Below are 19,545 nucleotides of genomic sequence, written 5' to 3'. Positions count from 1 at the left end.
GTATGGCACCCCCGGATCGCGCCGGCGCACGGGACGAGGTCGACAGGATCGTCCTCGCCTGGCAGCGCGAGCGACCCGACCTCGACGTCCGCCCCCTGACCGTGCTCTCGCGCGTGAGCCGCCTGGCCCGGCACCTGGACCTCGCACGACGGTCCGCGTTCGCCCGGCACGATCTCGAGACGTGGGAGTTCGACGTCCTGTCCGCGCTGCGGCGCGCGGGCTCCCCGTACCAGCTGTCGCCCGGCGCGCTGCTGACCCAGACGCTCGTCACGAGCGGCACCATGACCAACCGCATCGACCGGCTGGCCGAGCACGGGCTGGTCGAGCGGCTGCCCGCCCCCGACGACCGGCGCGGGGTGCTCGTCCAGCTCACCGCGGCCGGACTCGCCCGGGTCGACGCCGCCTTCGCCGATCTGCTCGACGTCGAGCGCGGCCTGCTGGGCGATCTCGACGAGCGCGACCGCGACCAGCTCGCGGCGCTGCTGCGCGAGGTCGTCGCACCGTTCGACGCGTCTTGACGACCGTCCGTTCCGCGTCTCGGGGCCTCCTTCTCGCCGCGGTCCTGCTCTACGCCCTGAACCTGCGCGCGCCGATCACGGCGCTGGCGCCGGTGGTCGGCGACGTGCGTGCCGACCTCGGCCTGTCCGCCGCCGGCGTCGGGCTCCTGACCGGCGTCCCGGTGCTCTGCTTCGCGCTGCTCACGCCCCTGATGGCCGTGCTCCTCGGGCGGCTCGGCACCTCGCGCGTCGTCGCGGCGTCGCTGGTGACCGTGCTCGTCGGCACGCTGCTGCGCTCGTCCGGCGGCTTCGGGCTCGCCCTTGCCGGCACCGTCCTGATCGGCGTCGCCATCACCGCGGGGAACGTCGCGGTGCCGGTGGTCATCGGGCGCGACTTCCCGTCGTCCGTCGCGCGCGTCACCGGCCTCTACACGGCCGGGCTCAACGGCGGAGCCGTACTGACCACCGTGTTCACCGCGCCGCTCGCCGCCGCGATCGGCTGGCGGTGGGCGCTCGCCTCGTGGGGGCTGCTGGCGATCGTCGCGCTCGTGGTCTGGCGCAGGGCCTACCCGCGGCGCGACGACGTCGCACCGCCCGTCCTGGCCGCCTCCGGGGGCTCGGTGTGGCGTCGACCCGTGACCTGGTTCCTGGCCGTCGCGTTCGCCGGGCAGGCGTTCGGGTACTACGCCGTCAGCGCGTGGCTGCCCTCGATCCTGCACGACACGCTCGGGCTTGCCCCGACCGGTGCCGGCGGCGCGGCCGCCCTGTTCCAGCTGTTCGGCATGGTGGGCGGCGTCGCCGTGCCGCTCGTCCTGGCGCGGCGCGTGCCTCTGCCGTTCGTGTCGGCGGGCATCGCGCTGTTCTGGCTGGCGCTCCCCCTGGGCCTGCTCGTCGCGCCCTCGTGGTGGGCGGTCTGGTGCGTCTGTGCCGGCGCCGCGCAGGGCGGGAACTTCACCGTGATCTTCACGGTGATCGCATCCTCGGCCGGCTCCCAGGCCGCCGCGCGGCGGATGTCGGCGACCGTGCAGTCCGTCGGGTACACGGCCGGGGCGCTCGGGCCGTCCGTGCTCGGCGCCGTGCACACGGCGTCCAACGGGTGGTCGGGGCCGTTGGCCGTCGTGCTCGTCGCCGTGGTCACCATGGCAAGTGCGTCGGGGCTGGCGCTGCGATCAGTTCGGCCTGCGCCCACGCCGGCCTGACCTACGTCCGACGCCGTCTACCGGCCTCAGCCGACGATCTCGGCGGCTTCCATCCAGGCGGTCTCCAGGTCGTCCTTCTCGGCGGCCAGCGCTCGCAGCTCCGCGTCGAGGGCGAGCACGGCCTGGTGGTCGGTCGCCTGCTCGGACATCTTGTGGTGGATGGCCGACTCCTGGTCGGCGATCCGGGACAGGCGGCGCTCGATGCGCGCGATCTCCTTGCGGGCGGTGCGCAGCTCGGCCTCGCTCGGTGCCGGTGCGGCGGGCGCCGGTGTCGATCGGTCGGACGCCGCCTCGCTCACCATGCCTGCCGGCCGGGCGTCGAGGACCGAGGCCACCGAGCCGCCCGCAGCGATCGCGGTCCGGCGCAGGGTCAGGTACTGCTCGACGCCGCCGGGGAGCTCGCGCAGGAGGCCGTCTCCGAGGAGTGCCATCTGCCGGTCGCAGACGCGCTCGAGCAGGTACCGGTCGTGCGAGACGACGATCAGGGTCCCCGGCCAGCCGTCGAGCAGGTCCTCGAGCGCGGCGAGCGTGTCGGTGTCGAGGTCGTTGGTGGGCTCGTCGAGCAGCAGGACGTTCGGTTCGCCGACGAGGAGCCGGAGCAGCTGCAGGCGTCTGCGCTCTCCGCCGGACAGGTCCCTGACCGGGGTCCGCGAGCGCTCGCGGTCGAAGCCGAGCCGCTCGACCAGCTGCGCCGCCGTCAGCTCCTTGCCGCCGACGACGACCGACCGCTTCTCCTGCTCGATCACCTCGATCACGCGCAGCCCGGCGAGCTCGTCGAGGTCCTCCACGTCCTGGCGCAGCTCGGCCACCTGAACGGTCTTGCCGCGCTTGACCCGGCCGGTCGTCGGTTCCAGGCGGCCGGACAGCAGCCGGAGCAGCGACGTCTTCCCGGCGCCGTTCACGCCGACCAGCCCGACCCGGTCACCGGGACCGAGCCGCCAGGTGATGTCGTGCAGCAGGACGCGCTCGGGCGCGCCGTCGACACCGGGGAAGACGACGGAGGCGTCCTCGATGTCGAGCACATCCTTGCCGAGGCGCGCCGTGGCCATGCGCGTGAGCGACAGCTGGTCCCGCGGGGGCGGTTCGTCGGCGATCAGCTCGTTGGCCGCGTCGATGCGGAACTTGGGCTTCGAGGTGCGCGCCGGAGCCCCGCGGCGGAGCCAGGCGAGCTCCTTGCGCAGCAGGTTCTGCCGCTTGTCCTCGGCCGTCGAGGCGGTGCGAGCCCGCTCCGCCCGCGTCAGCACATAGGCCGCGTACCCGCCCTCGTACTGGTCCACCCCACCGTCGTGGACCTCCCAGGTCCGGGTGCAGACGGCGTCGAGGAACCACCGGTCGTGGGTGACGACGACGAGCGCGCCCTGCCCGCGCCCGAACCGCTCGACCAGGTGCTCGGCCAGCCATGCCACGCCCTCGACGTCCAGGTGGTTGGTCGGCTCGTCGAGCACCAGCACCTCGTCGTCGCGCACGAGCAGCGCGGCCAGCGCGACCCGGCGGCGTTGCCCGCCGGAGAGCGTGTCGACCTCGGTGTCGAGCGACACGTCGGCGAGCAGGCCCGCGTGCACCGAGCGGATCCGCGAGTCGGCCGCCCACTCGTGCTCGTCGGCAGACCCGTGCACCACGTCCAGGACGGTCCGACCGGGTGCGAGCTGGTCGCGCTGGTCCAGCACGACGATCCGCACGCCGCCCGCGCGCGTGACGCGGCCGGAGTCGGGCTCCTGCTGGCCGGACAGCACGCGCAGGAGCGTGGACTTGCCGGCACCGTTGGGTCCGACCACGCCGATGCGCGCACCGTCGTCCAGACCGAGGGAGACCTCGTCCAGCAGCGTCCGGGTGCCCAGCGTGAGCGTGACGCGGTCCGCGCCGAGTAGGTGAGCCATCGGCGTGAAGGTTACCCGCACACGTGCACACACCCTCGACGGGATCTCCACGCAAGTGCCCGCACCGCCCCTGACCTGCGGCCTAGCGTCCGAAGCATGCGCTCAGCGGATGCACAGCATGCCCGACGTCGTCGTCGGCCCACGGCCCGCACGGTCGTCCGCGTCACGGCGATCACGCTCGTGGCGGTGCTCGCGCTCGGCGCCGGGGCCGCGTATGCCGTCTACCGCGACCTCAACGCGAACATCACCAACGCCGGCGACCTGTCCGGGCTGCTCGGCGACCGCCCCGAGCCCACCGCGTCCTCCTCAGCGTCGGCGCCCGCCGACGGACGCAGCGGATCGCCCGTGAACGTCCTCGTCCTCGGTTCCGACGACCGCAGCGGCGCGAACGCGGCGATCGGCGGGGCCAACGACGGGATGCACTCGGACACCACGATCGTCGCCCACATCTCGGCGGACCGGAGCCGGATCGAGCTGGTGTCCATCCCCCGCGACCTCCTGGTGGACCGCCCGACGTGCACGACCAAGACCGGCACCACGATCCCGGCCAAGCACGACGACCAGTTCAACAACGCGTTCGCCGTCGGATGGGACAGGAGCCAGGACCTGGCGACCGCCGCCGCCTGCACGTGGCGCACGGTCGAGTCGCTCACGGGCGTGCAGCTCGACGGGTTCCTGCTGCTGGACTTCGTCGGCTTCCAGGCGATGGTCGACGCCATCGGCGGCGTGCCGATCTGCCTGACGCGGAACTACGACGACCCGAAGACCGGCCTGCACGTCACGGCGGGGCAGCAGGTCTTCGACGGCCAGACCGCGCTGCAGTTCTCGCGGGCCCGGTACAACATCGGCGACGGCTCCGACACGCAGCGCATCCTGCGCCAGCACGACCTGATGGCAGCGATGGCACGCAAGGTGCTCAGCTCGTCGGTGCTCTCGAACCCCGGGTCGCTGCTCGGCTTCGCCCGGGCGGCGACGAAGTCGCTGACGGCCAGCGACGGGTTCGCGTCCCTGCAGGACCTGACCGGCCTGGGCCTCTCGCTGCGACACGTGCGCGCAGACCACATCGTGTTCGTCTCGATGCCCACCGTGCCATCGCGTACCCACAGCGGGCGGGTCGAGGGGGTGCCGGGGGACGCGGCCCTGTGGTCCCGCATCTCCGCCGACCAGCCGATCGGCGAAGCGGACGGTGACGGGTCCGACCAACCGCAATCCGATGGCCCGGCGCCGGCGCCGACCGCTACGGTCCCAGCGACCACCGCCGCGCCGTCAGTGCCTGCGTACACGCCGCCGGGCGGGCTGCTCACCTCGGGCGACGCGTCGTCGACCTGCTCGTGAGCGACGAGGCCGCACCTCGGGTCGACGGATCGCAGGGGGATCCGTCGCCCCGGTGTGCGGCCGGTGAGCGACGGGTCGGGCCGGCGCCGCTCACCGGGCGAGGTAGGCGGCCAGCGCGTCGAAGATGCCGCGCGAGCCGGCCTCGCGCTGCGAGCCGTCGTCCTTGCCGTCCAGGAACACCCCGTGCTCCGTGTAGACCACACGCGTGCCGCCGTCGACGGCCGCGAGCTCGGTGGTCGTGACGGACGTCGACAGGTGCTCGCCGCCCACCCACATGTCGTACGTGGAGACGATCCGCTGCTTGTCGACGATGTCCGTGTAGGTCGCGACGAAGCGGCTGGTCGGGCCACCGTGCCACTGCCCGTCGTTCACGGCTCCGCCGCCGACGCGGAAGTCCTGGGTGTCCTCGGTGGCCGTGAAGCTGTCGTCGCCGCCGAACCACTGCGCGCGCTTCTCGGCGACGGCGAACGCGTCCCAGACGCGGTCGAGCGACGCGTCGAACGTGCGGTCGATGACGAACGTGGCGTGCGCGACGGTGCTGTCGGTGCTGGTCTCGGTGGACATGATGATTCCTCTCGGAGGGCCGACGAACGGCCGGTGGGGTGTTTTCCGGCTGCATTCAGGGGGACAAGGGCGGGTCGGCCAGGAAGGCACCGAGGCGGTCGAGCCGCCGCTCGGCCGGCAGCCGTTGTCGGCCCAGCCACTCCCCCGCGGGCGCGAGCGCGCCCGCGGACAGCTGGACGGTGCGGACCCGACCGATCTTGTGCGACGACACGATCCCCGCGTCCTCGAGCACGGCGAGGTGCTGGTGGACGGCCGGGAGGGACATCACGAACGGTTCGGCGAGCTGGCTGACCGACACGGGCCCCCGGACCAGGCGCTCGACCATCGCCCGGCGGGTCGCGTCGGACAGGGCCTTGAAGACCTTGTCCAGATCGTCATGCTTAAGCATGTGCTTAAGTATTGGTGGTCGGAACCCGGGAGTCAAGCACGGGGGTGATCAGTCGGTCGAGCTCACCACGCGCGCACCCGCGACGGGGCCGGCGGCGGTCAGGACGCGGTCCGCGACGCCGGAGGCGGTGAAGGCGGCGGCCAGCACGAGCGCGTGCTGACGGCTGCGGCCGAGGGCGGCGACGGTCGGACCGGACCCGGAGAGCACCACGCCGAGCGCCCCGGCGTCCTGCGCGACCGCCAGCGGCTCGGCGAGACCGGGGTCGACGGACAGCGCGGCGAGCTGCAGGTCGTTGTGCAGGGCGGCGCCGAGCGCCCGCGGGTCACCCGCGCGCAGGGCCTGCATGAGCGGCACGTCGTCCTCGGGGTCGGGGATCCTGGGCGCGTCGGCGAGCCGGTCGAAAGCGGCGTACACGGCAGCGGTCGACAGACCGCGGTCCTGGACGGCGAACGCCCAGTGGAACTCGCCGCGGCTGAGCGCGGGCGTCAGCAGGTGCCCGCGGCCGGTACCGACGGCGGTGTGGCCCGACAGCGCGAACGGCACGTCGGACCCGAGCTCGGCGGCGAGCTCGAGCAGGTCGTCCCGCGAGAGCCCGGTGCGCCAGAGCGCGTCGCACGCGATCAACGCCGCGGCCGCGTCGGCGGACCCCCCGGCCATCCCCCCGGCGACCGGGACGCCCTTGTGCAGGTGCAGGTGCACACCGTCGTCGATGCCCGCGCGCGCGGCGACCAGCCGGGCGGCCTGCAGGGCGAGGTTGGTCGAGTCGGTCGGCACGTGCTCGGACTGCGGACCGCTGACGGTCAGGGTGCGACGCTCGGCGGGGGTCGCGACGACCTCCTCGAACACCGACACCGCCTGGAACACCGTCGAGACAGGGTGGTAGCCGTCGGCCTCGAGCGGGCCGACGCGCAGCGACAGGTTGACCTTGCCCGGCGCGCGGACCCGTACCTCGTGCTCGGGCAGCGGCGCGACGGGGGTCAGGGTCACGGTTCCACCCTGCCAGGTTCCTCGGGGCGCGCGGCGGCGGAGGCCGCAGACAGGGCCGCTGCGATCGCGGCGAACCCCGCGATGTCGACGACCTCGCCGCGCGCCTGCGGGTCCACGCCGGCGGCCTGGATGGCCGCCACAGCGGCATCCGGCGATCCTGCGAGGCCGGACAACGCCGATCGGAGCATCTTGCGGCGCTGCGCGAACGCGGTGTCGACGACGGCGAACACCGCCTCGCGCGAGGCGGTGGTGGTCGGCGGCTCACGGCGGTCGAACCGGACCAGCGCCGAGTCGACGTTGGGGGCGGGCCAGAAGACCGTGCGGCCGACGGTCGCGGTCCGCCGGGCCGACGCGTACCAGGCGGCCTTCGCGGACGGCACCCCGTACGTGCGGCTGCCCGGCGGCGCAGCGAGGCGGTCGGCGACCTCGGCCTGCACCATGACGAGGACGCGTTCGAGCGAGTCGAACCGCTCGAGGAACGTGAGCAGGACCGGCACGGACACGTTGTACGGAAGGTTCGCGACGAGGGCCACGGGCGGGGGGCCGGGCAGGGCGCGCACCTCGAGGGCGTCGGACAGCACGATCGTCAGCCGGTCGCGACCGTCGGCGTCCCGCAGGACGACGGGCGCGTCGTCGCGACCCTCGAGCACCGTCAGACCCGGGAGGTGGGCGAGGACGGTCGACGGCAGGAGGCGGGCGAGCACGGGATCGATCTCGACGGCGACCACGTCGGCACCGGCCTCGAGCAGCCCGAGCGTCAGCGAGCCCAGGCCGGGCCCGACCTCGACCACGCGGTCGCCCGCCCGCACGTCGGCCTGCCGGACGATCTTGCGCACGGTCCCGCCGTCGAGCACGAAGTTCTGCCCGAGCTGCTTGGTCGGCCGGATCCCCGCGCGTGCGGCGAGCTCACGGATCTCCGTGGCGCTCAGCAGCTCGATGCTCGACATGCGCCCGAGCCTAGGCGAGTCGTCGGACCTGCCCACACCGCGACGGTCCATCGGGAAACGGCACGAGGCCTCCGCCCGATCCGGACGGAGGCCTCGCCAGAGAGACGCTCGACCTCCGGTCGGAGGCCTCGCGCGGGTGCGCTCAGCCTCCGGTCCGGAGGCTTCGCGACGAGCTTGCTCAGCCGAAGAGGTTCTTCCCGCAGACGGGCCACTGGCCGGCGCCCGAGCGGTTGTAGAGCATCTTGGCGCGGGCCGTCTGCTCGGCCGCGGACGCCTGCGACGGCAGGCCGGACCCGCCGACCGCTGCCCAGGTGCTCAGCGAGAACTGGTAGAGGCCGTAGTACTTGCCGCTGCTGGAGACCGAGCCGGGGTTGCCGCCCGACTCGCACGCGGCGAGCGCGGCCCAGTTGAGCGAGTCGGCGGACCCACCGGCCGTGACCGGGGACCCGGCAGCGACCGGTGCCTTGGCGACGGGCGCCTTGGCGACGACGGGTCGCGCCTTGCTGCCGACCCCGACCACCTCGGCGACCGGCGCCTGCGTGACGGTGTCGGAGACGGGCGTCCGCGCCGACTCGACGCCGTCGACCGTGGTCACGTGCTCGACGACGGTGCGCACCCCGGCGACACCGGCCGTGAGCACGCGCTTCTGACCGACGTAGCGCGTCGGCTCGGCCTGCTCGCTCGACGTGAAGGGGACCGCGACGGTCGAGGTGACGTCCTGCTCGACGACGCGGTTCACGACCACCTGGACGCGACCGGTGTCGGCGTGCCGCACCGAGACGAGGTCCAACGGCTGCAGCACGATCTTCTTCTCGGTGAGCACCTGCGCGACGGTCGTGTCGGCGTCCGGGACCGGGAGGGTCGTGCCGTCGACGAGCACCTCGGCCGGACCGGTCACGGTCAGGTCCAGGGGCAGCTCGGCGCGGTCGGCGGACCGGGACGCGATCAGGGCGACCGACTGGCCGCGGGACGCGAGGGTGTCCAGCGCGGCGTCGGCGGACAGGGCCGTCGTCCAGAGCGCGGTCCGCGTGCCGTCCACGTTCACCGTGATCCGGTGCGCGTGCCGCACGACGATCTCTGCGCCTTCGCTCAGCGAGCCGCTCGCGCTCACGTCGTCGCGGCTGCCGACGGTGACGTGCTGCCCGTCGAGCAGTCCGTCGACCGAGCCGGCGAACGTGGTGACCTTGTCGACCTTGCCGTCGACGTCCAGCGTCACGGTCTTCTGGGCGTGGGCGAAGGCCGCTGTGCCGCCCGCGAGGACGAGGGCGAGGGTCGCCGCCGAGATGGGAAGGACGCGAGTGCGCATCGACCGATGGCCCTTCGCGGTCGTGGTGTCGGGTGCCGTGCCGTCCGAAGGTGCCGAGGTGGCGTCGTCGTGAGGCTGCGCAGCGCGCGCGAAGGGGTTCAGGGTCGAGAACTGCACGAGGCTCCAGCCGTCGAGGTGCCCGGGCACGGGGTGCGGTCGTGCCGCGGTGCGGCACCCGGCGGTGAACCCCTGGTGCGGGCTCGTGCAGACGCCTGGAGGGAGGCGTCAACCGTCGGTTCCGGATCCCCGATCCGGCCGTCACGGCGGCCCACCGGTGGCGGGCCCCGTCGGCTCCGGGAGGGCGGTCGACGGCCCACGTGGGCCGTTGTCCAGTTTCTCGGAGCGCCCCGACCGTAACCGTATCGTGATCAAAAAGCCAAGCCGCTGGGCGTCAGACCCAGGTGATCATGCGGATCTTCGGTGCATCGACCCACGTCAGAGCAGGTTCGGCAACAGACGAGGAGATTGTGTGAACGCAGGGCCGCACCAGCCGCAGTGGGTCAGTACCAACCCGACGACTGGTGCTTGGCGTAGGCCGCGCACGGGGTGCCGTACCGCCCCGCGATGTAGCCCAGACCCCACGTGATCTGGGTGGCCGGGTTGGTCTGCCAGTCGGCTCCTGCGGAGGCCATCTTGGACCCCGGGAGCGCCTGCGGGATGCCGTAGGCACCCGAGGACTGGTTGCCCGCGTTCACGCGCCAGCCGCTCTCGGCGTTCCACAGCGAGACCAGGCAGGCGAACTGGTCGTCGCCCCAGCCGCGGGCGGCCACCATGCCCTTGGCGATCTCCTGGGCGCTGCCGGGTGCCACGACCACGACGGCCGGGTCGGGCAGCTCCTGGGTGCCCACCTTGGTCACCTGCGTGACCGGGGCGACCGTGATCACCGACGAGATCGCCGTGCGGCCGGTGACCACTCCGCCGACCGTCTGCAGCTCGTACGTGGTGGTCCGGACGCCGGCCTTGCCCTTGGTCTCGATGACGGTGGTGCCCTTGATCGACTTCGGGTCGTCGACCTGCTGGGAGTCGAACGGCACGGCTTCGGTGACGGTCGCGCCACCGGTGCTCGCGCGGGTCACCAGGACCACCAGCCCGTCCACGGCGGTGGCGTCGAGCGGCACCGAGACCTGGTCGCCGTCGTCCAGCACGAGGCCGATGTCCTTGAGGGCGTCGCGGACGGTGGCGGCGCTGCTCACGCCGTCGATCACCTGCCCGTCGACCACGAGATGGATCGTCTTGAGCGTCGAGACGCGCAGCATGTCCCGGCCGAGCGACGCCGACCGCGACGCCGAGAGGCGCACCTCGTCGTCGTGTAGCCCGAGCGAGTCGACGGCCTCGCCCACGGTGAGCGCGGTGGTCCACACCTTGCGCTGGGCGCCGTCGACCTCGACGTCGACGTCGTGCCCGTGGCGGACCACGATCTGGTCGTCCGAGGAGATCGTCTCGTCGAGCGAGGGCGCGACCAGGTCGCGGGCGCCGACCGTGATGTTTCCGCTGGCCAGCACGTCGCCGACCGTCCGACCGAAGGCCTCGACCCGGACCGGGTGGCCGTCGACGTCGACCGTGACCTGCTTGTGCAGCACCGCGAACGCGCTGGTCACCCCGGCGACGACGGCGAGCACGGCGGCCTGGGCGACGAGCCGGCCGAGGCGTCCGCGAGGCACGATGCGACGGGTCGTCGCACGCTCCTCTGCGTCGCTCACGCGGTGGCTCCTCGGTCCTGGGGGCGGGGCTGGGGGCTGGGCACCGTCCTGGACGGCGGTCCGACCGTAACCGATCCGTGATGATCCCCGAAACCCGGCGTCCGAGTTGCGGTACCTGCGCTCCGGGCATTCGGGGACAAACGGGTCACCACGCGCCGTAGACCGCCGCCGACGTCGTCGCGACCGACGCGCAGACGTCCTCGAGCGCACGCCCGGTGACCTCGGCGACCGTACGCACGGTGCCGGGAAGGAGGTACGGCGCGTTCGGGCGACCGCGGAAGGGGTGCACGGTCAGGTACGGCGCATCGGTCTCCACGAGCAGCCGGGACGGCGGCACCTCACGCAGCGCCGCGCGCAGGGTCTCGTTGGCCCCGAACGAGATCGGCCCCGCGAACGACAGGTACCACCCCTGCGAGACCGCCAGCCGCGCCAGGTCGGCGTCCCCCGAGAAGCAGTGGAACACGGTGCGGTCCGGTGCTCCGTCGGCGAGCAGCACCTCGACCACCTCGTCGTGGGCGTCGCGGTCGTGGATCTGCAGCGCCAGGCCCAGCTCCTTGGCCAGGGCGATGTGCGCGCGGAACGCCTCCCGCTGGACCGCGCGACCCGCGGGTCCGGCTCGGAAGTGGTCCAGGCCCGTCTCGCCGATCGCACGGATGCGGTCGTTCGCGCGCGCGACGGACGCGACGTGCGCCAGGGCGTCGTCGAGGCCGGTCTCGTGGGGCTCCTCGGGGTCGAGACCGTCGGCGGCGACCTCCCGGACGCCCGCGTGCCGCACGGCCTCGTTCGGGTGGATCGCCACCGCGCCGAGCAGCTGCGGGTGCGCGCGGACCACGGACGAGGTCCAGTCCACCGCCGCCAGGTCGCAGCCGACCTGGACCATCCGTTCGACGCCCACCGCGGCCGCCCGGTCCAGCTGCGCGCCCAGGTCGTCGGCCTGCTCCCACCCGTCGGCCCGCCACGTCAGCACCGAGTCGAGGTGGGTGTGGTTGTCGACGACGGCCAGCGGCAACGGCTCGGGGGGATCCGGCCAGCCCCTGGGCGCTCGGGACCGCGACATCAGCCCTGACGCAGCCGGTCGAGCTCCTCCTCGACGATCGAGTCGTCGAGCTTGGTGAACACCGGGGACGGCTTGGCGACGGGTGTGCCGGGCACGAGCGGCTTCGACGCCCACGGCGCGACGGTCCGGCCGAGCTCGTAGTCGCCCGTGATGATCGGGTAGGCCCGCGAGGCGTCGTCCAGGTCGGTGACCTCGTCGATCCGTGGCAGCGGCGAGAAGACGCCCGTGCCGCCGAGCGTCTCGTGGACCGCCTGCGCCGAGTGCGGCAAGAACGGTGCGAGCAGCGTGTTGGCGTCGCTGACCGCCTGCGCGGCCGTGTGCAGCACGGTGCCCAGGCGGTCGCGGTCGGTGGTCAGCTTCCATGGCTCGGTCTCGGAGATGTACCGGTTGGCCTCCTGGACCACCCGCATCGCCTCGCCGATCGCGGCCTTGTTGCGGTGACCCTCGAGCAGCTCGCCGACGCGGCCGAAGCCCGCGGCCGTCGTCGCGAGAAGGGCACTGTCGACGGGCTGCAGGGGTCCGGCGGCCGGGATCTCGCCGAAGTTCTTGGCGATCATGCTGGCCGTGCGGTTGACCAGGTTGCCCCAGCCCGCCACCAGCTCCGTGTTGGTGCGGGTCTTGAAGTCCGCCCACGTGAAGTCCGAGTCCTGGTTCTCCGGCCCGTTGACGCTCAGGAAGTAGCGCAGCGCGTCCGGCTGGTAGCGCGACAGCACGTCACGGACGTAGATGACCACGCCGCGCGACGAGGAGAACTGCTTGCCCTCCATCGTGAGGAACTCGCTGGACACCACCTCGGTGGGCAGGTTGAGCGTCCCGAACACGCCGGGCGATCCTCCGCGCGTGCCGCCGCCGTCGTAGGCGAGCAGCTCCGCCGGCCAGATCTGCGAGTGGAACGTGATGTTGTCCTTGCCCATGAAGTAGTAGCTCAGGGCCGTCGGGTCGTTCCAGAACGGGTGCCAGGCGTCCGGGTCGCCGCTGCGGCGTGCCCATTCGATCGACGCCGACAGGTAGCCGATGACCGCGTCGAACCACACGTACAGGCGCTTGTTCGGGTTGGTCTCCCAGCCCTCCAGCGGCACCGGGATACCCCAGTCGATGTCCCGCGTCATGGCGCGCGGGCGAAGGTCGTCGATGAGGTTGAGCGAGAAGTTCAGGACGTTCGGGCGCCAGTCGGTGCGCGTGCGCAGCCACGCCTCGAGCGCGGACGCGAACGCCGGCAGGTCGAGGAAGAAGTGGGTGGACTCGACGAACTTGGGCGTCTCGCCGTTGATGCGGCTGTGCGGGTTGATCAGGTCGATGGCGTCGAGCTGGTTGCCGCAGTTGTCGCACTGGTCGCCGCGCGCGCCGTCGTAGCCGCAGATCGGGCAGGTGCCCTCGACGTACCTATCGGGCAGCGTCCGGCCGGTGCTCGGCGAGATGGCGCCCAGGGTCGACTGCTCGATCATGTAGCCGTTCTTGTGCACCGTGCGGAACATCTCCTGCACGACCGCGTAGTGGTTGCGCGTCGTCGTCCGCGTGAACAGGTCGTACGACAGCCCGAGGTTGGTCAGGTCCTCGACGATCACGCGGTTGTACCGGTCCGCCAGCTCCTGCGGGCCCACGCCCTCCTGCTCGGCCAGCACGAGGATCGGCGTCCCGTGCTCGTCGGTGCCGGAGACCATCAGCACCTCGTTGCCCGCCATCCGCATGTAGCGGCTGAAGATGTCGGAGGGGACACCGAAGCCGGCGACGTGACCGATGTGGCGGGGGCCGTTCGCGTAGGGCCACGCGACGGCAGACAGGATGCGGGACATGGGCCCGATCCTAGGTGAGCGTCTTTCAGCCGACGTCCACCCGCAGGATCCGGTCGTCGCCCGGCCGGGGGTTGCCGCGGCCGTCCGTGTTGTTGGTGAGCACCCACAGCGACCCGTCCGGCGCCACGGCAACCGTGCGCAGGCGGCCGTAGGTCCCGACGAGCAGGGCCTGCGGGGTCCCGACGCCGTCCGCGGTGAGCGGGACCCGCCAGAGCCGCTCGCCGCGCAGCGCCGCGAGGTACACGGCGTCGTGGGTGACCGCCAGGCCGCTCGGCGACGCCTCGTCCGTGTGCCACACCGCGACCGGCTGCACGAACCCGTCCCCGCGCCCCTCGACGGTTGGCCAGCCGTAGTTGCCGCCCGGGACGATGACGTTCAGCTCGTCCCAGGTGTCCTGGCCGAACTCCGAGGCGAACATGCGGCCGTCCGCGGACCAGCCGAGACCCTGCACGTTGCGGTGCCCGAGGCTCCACACCCGGCTGCCCGGTGTGGGGTTGCCCGGGGCCGGGTCACCGTCGAACGTGACCCGCAGGATCTTGCCGTTCAGGCTGGCGGGGTCCTGCGCGTCCGGTCGGGTTCCCGCGTCACCGGTGCTCACGTACAGGTCGCCGTCGGGGCCCACCGCGAGCCGGCCGCCGTCGTGGTTGCCGGCCTTGTGGATCCCCGTGACGATCGGCGTGAGCGGTCCGAGGTCGTGCCCGGAGAGGGTCCCGCGCAGGACGCGGTTGTCGTCGGCGGTCGTCGCGTAGAACGCGAGATCGGCACCGTCCGCCGACGAGCCGAGCAGGGCGACGCCGAGCAGCCCGCCCTCGCCGGCGGGCCGGACCTCGGCGGTCAGCTGGTCGGCACCCGGCCCCGTCACGTCCGTCACGCCGCCCCCGGCGTCCACCAGGACCGCCCGGGCGGCGTCGCGCAGCGTCACCACGGCCTGGCCGTCGGGCAGGAACGCGAGGCCCCAGGGGACGTCCAGGCCCGTGACGAGATCCGTGGCCGTGACACCGACGGCGGGCGCCGCGCTCGGCCGCGGCTCGTCCGTGGCCGTGCAGCCCGCGAGCAGCAGCACGGCGACGGCGACGAGCACCCCGCGACGAGCCATCCCTCAGCCCAGCACGGTCCGAACCGTGGCGCTAGCCCGGGACGCTCGTGAGCCGGTCCAGCTCGGCGTAGGCGCCGCCCGCCGCGACGAGCTCGGCGTGCGACCCGATCTCCACCAGCCGCCCGGCCCGCATGAAGGCGATGCGGTCGGCGCCGCGGATGGTGGACAGGCGGTGGGCGACGACGAACGTGGTCCGGCCGGCCATGAGCCGGCCGAGGGCCTCCTGGACCAGCCGCTCCGACGAGGTGTCGAGCGCCGACGTCGCCTCGTCGAGGACCAAGATGCGCGGGTCGCGCACCAGGGCACGGGCGATGGCCAGCCGCTGTCGCTGGCCCCCGGACAGGCGCGCGCCGCGCTCGCCGATGACCGCGTCCAGACCGCCCATCTGCTCGACGAACTCGAGCGCGTTGGCGTCGCGCAGCGCGTCGCGGACGGCGTCGTCGGTGAGGTCCGGGCTGCCGTAGGTGACGTTGTCGCGCACGGTCCCCTCGAACAGCAGGGACTCCTGCGGGACCACCGCGAGCGAACGCCGGTACGAGCGCAGGTCGAGGTCGGCCATGTCCCGGCCGTCGAGCAGGATCCGGCCCCGCGACGGGGTCAGGAAGCCGATCACCATGTTGAGCACGGTCGACTTGCCCGAGCCCGACGGGCCCACCAGCGCGATGGTCTCCCCCGCCCGCACGTGCAGGTCCAGCCCGTCGACGGCGACCTCGTCCGGGGCGTCGTCGTAGACGTACCGCACCGACTCGAAGTCGACGTCGCCGTGCACGTGCTCGACGGTCGCCTTGCCGGCGTTGCGCTCGAGGTCGGGCTCGGTGAGCACCTCGGACATCGACCGCACGGACTCCAGGCCCTTGGTGATCACCGGCGCGAGGCTCATCAGCGCGGTGACCGACGCGGTCAGCGCGACGAAGTAGCTGCTCAGCATGGTCACGTCGCCCGCGGACATGCCCCACAGCCCGGTCCACGCCACCCACGCGGCACCGATCAGGCAGGCGACCGAGAGCAGCTGCATCGCGGTCCACGACATCGCACCGAACCGGCCGTTGGTCACGTCGAGGCGGATGCCGGCGTCGCGCACGTCGCCGAGCGTGGCGTCCATGCGGTCCAGCTCGTCGCGCTCCAGGGCGTGCGCGCGGGTGATGGGGATCAGGTGCGTCATCTCGCTGACGCGCGCCGACATCCGCTCCACCTGGACGCGGAAGTCGGCGTTGCGGGCCGTCATCCGGCGGCGCATCGAGACGACGAGGGCCGCGCTGGCCGGCACGGCCAGCGCGAAGACCGGCAGGAACTCGGGCACGCGGAAAGCCGTGATGACCAGCGCGCCGACGAGGGTCGTGATCGCGCCCATGCCCGAGTCGAACGCCTGGCGGCTGCTCTCCACCACGTTCTCGACGTCGCGGACGATCTTGGCCTGCAGCACCCCGGCGCTGACCCGACGGTGGTAGCCGATCGACAGCTCCTGCAGCCGGCGGCTCAGCGACATCCGCAGGTTGGTCTCCACGGTGCGCACCGCCACCGACAGGTAGCGGACGTACACCTGCGCGAGCGGCACGTTCTGGGCGATGACCAACGTCATCAGCGCGGCAGCGATCCACAGCTGACGCAGCGGCTGGTGCTGGACCACGACGTCGATCACGTTGGCGGTCAGCGCGGGGATCACCCAGATCGGCGAGTGCTTGGCCGCGAACGCGAGCCCCGCGACGACCATCCGGCGACGCTGCGGCCGGAAGAGGTGCCTGAGCGTGCGCACGGGGTGCGCGCCGTCGAAGGTCTCCTCGAGCGGCGTCTGGGGTGCGGTCACGGACCCCATCGTAACGATTCGATGCGCCTGATCCAGGGCCCCGTCCATCCGTGCCGGAGCACCCGATCAGCGCGGCGCCGGCCCGAATCCCGCCGCCGGGCCGCCCCCGTCTCTACCGCCCAGCCGCCGAGAACGGCACTGTGCCACGAGACCGGCAGTGTGAACTGCCGTTCTCGTGTCAGAGTGCCGTTCTCGACCGTGTTGGAGGAGGCAGCGGTGGGGGTCAGCGCGACTTCGCGGCCAGGGCGGCGGCGTAGAGGTCGCGCTTCGGGACGCCCGCCGCGGCGGCGACCTCGGCCACCGCGTCCTTCAGGCGTTCGCCGGCGTCGGCCCGGGACAGGACCTCCGCGACGAGGTCGGCTGTGGACAGCTCGACCGCACCCGAGGCACCACCGACCACCACCACGATCTCGCCGCGCACCTGGTCAGCCCGGGCCCACTCCAGGAGGTCCGACAACGGCCCGCGTCGGATCTCCTCGTAGGTCTTGGTCAGCTCGCGGCACACGGCGGCCGGGCGTTCCGCGCCGAACGCCGACACCATCGCCGCGAGCGTGTCGTCCAGGCGGTGCGGGGCCTCGAAGAAGATCATCGTGCGGCGCTCGTCGGCGAGGAGCTCGAACGCACGGGACCGCTCGCCCGGCCTGCGCGGGGGGAAGCCCTCGAAGCAGAAGCGATCGGTGGGCAGCCCGGAGAGCGCGAGCGCGGTGAGCACCGCGCTCGGCCCCGGCGCGGCCGTGACGGGCAGGCCCGCGGCGACGGCGGCGGTGACCACGCGGAAGCCGGGGTCGGAGACGGCCGGCATGCCGGCATCGGTGACGACGACGACCGTGCCGCCGCCCGCGACGACCGCCAGCAGCTCGACGGACGACGACGTCTCGTTGTGCTCGTGGTGGCTGACCACCCGCCCACCGATCACGACGCCGAGCCGCGCGGCGAGCGCGCGCAGGCGCCGCGTGTCCTCGGCGGCGACCACGTCGGCCTGCTCGAGCAGCCGGCGCAGGTGCGCGGAGGCGTCCTCGGCGTTTCCGATGGGGGTCGCCGCCAGCACGAGCCGGCCTGGGGCTGGAGCATCCACGCGGTCAGCCTGCCACCTGCCGCCGCGGGCGTTGCACCCGGCCATAGGCGCCGCCCCTACGATGTCGGGCGTGCCGCCCACCGAAGACGACGCCGCGACGCCGTCACCCGACGCCGACGCGTCCTGGGTCGCGCCCATCGCGCCGCCGAGCGGACCGCAGGAGGACGCCCGCGACGCCCTTCCGGTGGGCCTGCGCGGCACGCCGTCGACCGGCGCGTCCAGCGGCTCGGCGGACCCGGAGCTCTCGGACGACCACGCCCGCACCGCGACCGTCGTCGCGACCCTGGACCCCCCCGAGCGCACGGACGACGACACGGACGAGGAGCCCGAGCCGAACCGCCCGCGACTGCTCCGGCTGCTGCTCGGCACGGACACCCTCACCCTCAACGACGCACCCCGTGCGCGCCTGATGGGCTGGGTCTGGCCGATCGCCGTGACGGTGTTCGCGGGTCTGATCCGGTTCTGGGACCTCGGCCGCCCGCACCGGCTCGTGTTCGACGAGACCTACTACGTCAAGGACGCCTGGTCGCTGCTGGTCAACGGCTACGAGGCCAACTGGACGGACAACCCCAACCCGGCGTTCGAGGCCGGCAACGTCAGCGGGCTGGGCACCACCGGCGAGTACGTGGTGCACCCGCAGGTCGGCAAGTGGCTGATCGCGCTGGGCATCCACTTCGGTGGCGGGATCGAGAGCTCGACCGCGTGGCGGCTGTCGGCGGCGATCTGCGGCACGCTCGCCGTGCTCATGGTCGCGCGCATCGGGCGCCGGCTGCTGGCGTCGACCGCGCTGGGGACGGTGGCCGGCCTGCTGCTGGCCGTCGACGGCGAGGCGATCGTGCTGTCGCGGGTGTCGCTGCTGGACCCCTTCCTCATGTTCTTCATGCTCGCGGCGTTCGGGGCGCTGCTCCTGGACCGCGACCAGGCCCGGCGACGGCTCGCGGACCGGACCGCGACGCTCCTGGACGGCGCGCGGGAGATCGGCTGGGGTCCCGGCCTCGGGGTGCGCTGGTGGCGGCTGGCGGCGGCGGTGCTGCTCGGTCTGGGGCTGGGCACCAAGTGGTCGGCGATGTACTTCCTGGCCGTGTTCGGGCTGCTCAGCGTGGTCTGGGACGTCACCGCACGACGCACCGCGGGCGTCCGGCAGTGGGTCTGGGCGGGCATCGTCAAGGACGGGCTCGTCGCGGGCGTCTCGATGGTGTTCATCGCGCTCGCCGTCTACGTGGGCAGCTGGTGGACGTGGTTCACGCACCCGCAGTCCTACGGGCACGAGTGGGCCGCGCAGCACCCCGGCGAGGGCGTGCAGTGGCTCCCGCCCGTGCTGCGGTCGTTCCTGCACTACCACCAGCAGATGTGGGCGTTCCACAACGGCCTCGACACGCCGCACGCGTACGCGGCGCACCCGCTCGGATGGATCGTGCAGTGGCGGCCGACGTCGATGTTCTACCCCACCGAGATCTCGCACCTGACCGGTCAGCAGGCGCAGGACGCGTGCGGGGCGTCGGCCTGCTCGCAGGCGATCACCGCACTGGGCAACCCGATCCTGTGGTGGTGCGCGACCGCCGCGATCCTGGTCGCGCTCGTCTGGCTCATCCGCTACCGCGACTGGCGGGCCGGCGCCGTCCTGTCCGGCATCGTCGCGGGCTGGCTGCCCTGGTTCGCCTACCAGCACCGCACGATCTTCACGTTCTACTCGATCGTGTTCACGCCGTGGATCGTGCTGACCCTGACCTACGCGATAGGTCTGGTGGTCGGCCCGAAGGACCTGGAACCCGTCGGGCGACGGCGGGCGATCATCGGCAGCGGGATCCTCGTCGGGCTGATCGTGCTGGTCGGGGCGTTCTTCTACCCGATCTGGTCCGCGTGGGTGATCCCGTACAAGTTCTGGCACCTCCACATGTGGCTGCGCACCTGGATCTGAGC

At 72.9% G+C, this 19,545-nt stretch carries 16 protein-coding genes; 4 read left to right on the top strand and 12 right to left on the bottom strand.

The annotated features are described in order from the left end of the window. Positions 1 to 2: 2 nt before the first annotated feature. Both ACPPVS_RS02845 and ACPPVS_RS02840 read left to right on the top strand, forming a co-directional pair. Positions 3 to 518: a MarR family winged helix-turn-helix transcriptional regulator gene (locus ACPPVS_RS02845; protein ID WP_426594467.1), complete on the top strand. Its 516-nt coding sequence runs from the start codon at positions 3 to 5 to the stop codon at positions 516 to 518. Further along, positions 515 to 1,696, top strand: coding sequence for a CynX/NimT family MFS transporter (locus ACPPVS_RS02840; protein WP_426594466.1), 1,182 nt, complete (start codon positions 515 to 517; stop codon positions 1,694 to 1,696). Before ACPPVS_RS02845 ends, ACPPVS_RS02840 begins: the two co-directional genes overlap by 4 nt. A gap of 26 nt (positions 1,697 to 1,722) precedes the next feature. On the opposite strand, the gene ACPPVS_RS02835 is transcribed toward ACPPVS_RS02840, so the two are convergent. Next, positions 1,723 to 3,573, bottom strand: a complete 1,851-nt coding sequence (locus ACPPVS_RS02835) for an ABC-F family ATP-binding cassette domain-containing protein (RefSeq protein WP_426594465.1) — start codon at positions 3,571 to 3,573, stop codon at positions 1,723 to 1,725. Between the two features lie 96 nt (positions 3,574 to 3,669). On the opposite strand from ACPPVS_RS02835, the gene ACPPVS_RS02830 reads away from it, so the two are divergent. Then, complete coding sequence (locus ACPPVS_RS02830; protein WP_426594464.1) at positions 3,670 to 4,908, top strand: LCP family protein; 1,239 nt, start codon at positions 3,670 to 3,672, stop codon at positions 4,906 to 4,908. Between the two features lie 90 nt (positions 4,909 to 4,998). Here the strand turns inward: ACPPVS_RS02830 and ACPPVS_RS02825 are convergent, their stop codons facing one another. The 11 genes from ACPPVS_RS02825 to rsmI all read right to left on the bottom strand — a co-directional run bounded on the left by ACPPVS_RS02825 (position 4,999) and on the right by rsmI (position 17,670). Beyond that, positions 4,999 to 5,472 carry an SRPBCC family protein gene (locus ACPPVS_RS02825; protein WP_426594463.1) on the bottom strand — a complete coding sequence of 158 codons (474 nt, stop codon included), beginning with the start codon at positions 5,470 to 5,472 and terminating at the stop codon, positions 4,999 to 5,001. 55 nt (positions 5,473 to 5,527) lie between these two features. Then, positions 5,528 to 5,860: an ArsR/SmtB family transcription factor gene (locus tag ACPPVS_RS02820; protein WP_426594462.1), complete on the bottom strand. Its 333-nt coding sequence runs from the start codon at positions 5,858 to 5,860 to the stop codon at positions 5,528 to 5,530. A gap of 48 nt (positions 5,861 to 5,908) precedes the next feature. Further along, on the bottom strand, positions 5,909 to 6,847 hold the full coding sequence (locus tag ACPPVS_RS02815; RefSeq protein ID WP_426594461.1) for a 4-(cytidine 5'-diphospho)-2-C-methyl-D-erythritol kinase: 939 nt from the start codon (positions 6,845 to 6,847) through the stop codon (positions 5,909 to 5,911). Beyond that, on the bottom strand, positions 6,844 to 7,794 hold the full coding sequence (gene rsmA, locus ACPPVS_RS02810; protein WP_426594460.1) for a 16S rRNA (adenine(1518)-N(6)/adenine(1519)-N(6))-dimethyltransferase RsmA: 951 nt from the start codon (positions 7,792 to 7,794) through the stop codon (positions 6,844 to 6,846). Before rsmA ends, ACPPVS_RS02815 begins: the two co-directional genes overlap by 4 nt. A 178-nt stretch (positions 7,795 to 7,972) precedes the next feature. Beyond that, positions 7,973 to 9,247: a transglycosylase family protein gene (locus ACPPVS_RS02805; RefSeq protein WP_426594459.1), complete on the bottom strand. Its 1,275-nt coding sequence runs from the start codon at positions 9,245 to 9,247 to the stop codon at positions 7,973 to 7,975. A 353-nt stretch (positions 9,248 to 9,600) separates the two neighbouring features. Next, positions 9,601 to 10,800: a ubiquitin-like domain-containing protein gene (locus ACPPVS_RS02800; RefSeq protein ID WP_426594458.1), complete on the bottom strand. Its 1,200-nt coding sequence runs from the start codon at positions 10,798 to 10,800 to the stop codon at positions 9,601 to 9,603. Positions 10,801 to 10,945: 145 nt separating this feature from the next. Next, the gene (locus ACPPVS_RS02795) at positions 10,946 to 11,857 is read right to left on the bottom strand and encodes a TatD family hydrolase (protein WP_426594457.1); all 912 of its coding nucleotides are present in this window, start codon (positions 11,855 to 11,857) and stop codon (positions 10,946 to 10,948) included. Then, a complete protein-coding gene (metG, locus tag ACPPVS_RS02790) occupies positions 11,857 to 13,650 on the bottom strand; it encodes a methionine--tRNA ligase (RefSeq protein WP_426594456.1) in 1,794 nt (597 codons plus the stop codon). Before metG ends, ACPPVS_RS02795 begins: the two co-directional genes overlap by 1 nt. A gap of 25 nt (positions 13,651 to 13,675) precedes the next feature. Further along, positions 13,676 to 14,746 (bottom strand): PQQ-dependent sugar dehydrogenase, encoded by a 1,071-nt coding sequence (locus ACPPVS_RS02785; RefSeq protein WP_426594454.1) that lies wholly within the window; start codon positions 14,744 to 14,746, stop codon positions 13,676 to 13,678. A 31-nt stretch (positions 14,747 to 14,777) separates the two neighbouring features. Then, entirely contained in the window at positions 14,778 to 16,559 is a 1,782-nt protein-coding gene (locus tag ACPPVS_RS02780; protein WP_426594453.1) for an ABC transporter ATP-binding protein, read from the bottom strand. A gap of 214 nt (positions 16,560 to 16,773) precedes the next feature. Continuing rightward, on the bottom strand, positions 16,774 to 17,670 hold the full coding sequence (gene rsmI, locus ACPPVS_RS02775; protein ID WP_426594452.1) for a 16S rRNA (cytidine(1402)-2'-O)-methyltransferase: 897 nt from the start codon (positions 17,668 to 17,670) through the stop codon (positions 16,774 to 16,776). A 16-nt stretch (positions 17,671 to 17,686) separates the two neighbouring features. Here rsmI and ACPPVS_RS02770 point away from each other — a divergent pair, with 16 nt between their 5' ends. Beyond that, the gene (locus ACPPVS_RS02770; protein ID WP_426594451.1) at positions 17,687 to 19,543 is read left to right on the top strand and encodes a dolichyl-phosphate-mannose--protein mannosyltransferase; all 1,857 of its coding nucleotides are present in this window, start codon (positions 17,687 to 17,689) and stop codon (positions 19,541 to 19,543) included. The last annotated feature ends 2 nt before the right edge of the window (positions 19,544 to 19,545 follow it).

The sequence above is a fragment of the Cellulomonas sp. McL0617 genome, from assembly GCF_049994875.1.
Taxonomy (GTDB): Bacteria; Actinomycetota; Actinomycetes; order Actinomycetales; family Cellulomonadaceae; genus Cellulomonas.
Note: the sequence above shows the minus strand (reverse complement) of the source record. Positions and strands in the feature narration are given on the sequence as shown.

Excerpts from the sequence above, each read along its gene's own strand:
- ACPPVS_RS02845 (WP_426594467.1), top strand. The coding sequence starts at position 3 with ATGGCACCCCCGGATCGCGCCGGCGCACGGGACGAGGTCGACAGGATC.
- ACPPVS_RS02835 (WP_426594465.1), bottom strand. The coding sequence starts at position 3,573 with ATGGCTCACCTACTCGGCGCGGACCGCGTCACGCTCACGCTGGGCACC.
- ACPPVS_RS02830 (WP_426594464.1), top strand. The coding sequence starts at position 3,670 with ATGCGCTCAGCGGATGCACAGCATGCCCGACGTCGTCGTCGGCCCACG.
- ACPPVS_RS02825 (WP_426594463.1), bottom strand. The coding sequence starts at position 5,472 with ATGTCCACCGAGACCAGCACCGACAGCACCGTCGCGCACGCCACGTTC.
- ACPPVS_RS02820 (WP_426594462.1), bottom strand. The coding sequence starts at position 5,860 with ATGCTTAAGCATGACGATCTGGACAAGGTCTTCAAGGCCCTGTCCGAC.
- rsmA (WP_426594460.1), bottom strand. The coding sequence starts at position 7,794 with ATGTCGAGCATCGAGCTGCTGAGCGCCACGGAGATCCGTGAGCTCGCC.
- ACPPVS_RS02795 (WP_426594457.1), bottom strand. The coding sequence starts at position 11,857 with ATGTCGCGGTCCCGAGCGCCCAGGGGCTGGCCGGATCCCCCCGAGCCG.
- metG (WP_426594456.1), bottom strand. The coding sequence starts at position 13,650 with ATGTCCCGCATCCTGTCTGCCGTCGCGTGGCCCTACGCGAACGGCCCC.
- ACPPVS_RS02785 (WP_426594454.1), bottom strand. The coding sequence starts at position 14,746 with ATGGCTCGTCGCGGGGTGCTCGTCGCCGTCGCCGTGCTGCTGCTCGCG.
- ACPPVS_RS02780 (WP_426594453.1), bottom strand. The coding sequence starts at position 16,559 with ATGGGGTCCGTGACCGCACCCCAGACGCCGCTCGAGGAGACCTTCGAC.
- rsmI (WP_426594452.1), bottom strand. The coding sequence starts at position 17,670 with ATGGCCGGGTGCAACGCCCGCGGCGGCAGGTGGCAGGCTGACCGCGTG.
- ACPPVS_RS02770 (WP_426594451.1), top strand. The coding sequence starts at position 17,687 with ATGTCGGGCGTGCCGCCCACCGAAGACGACGCCGCGACGCCGTCACCC.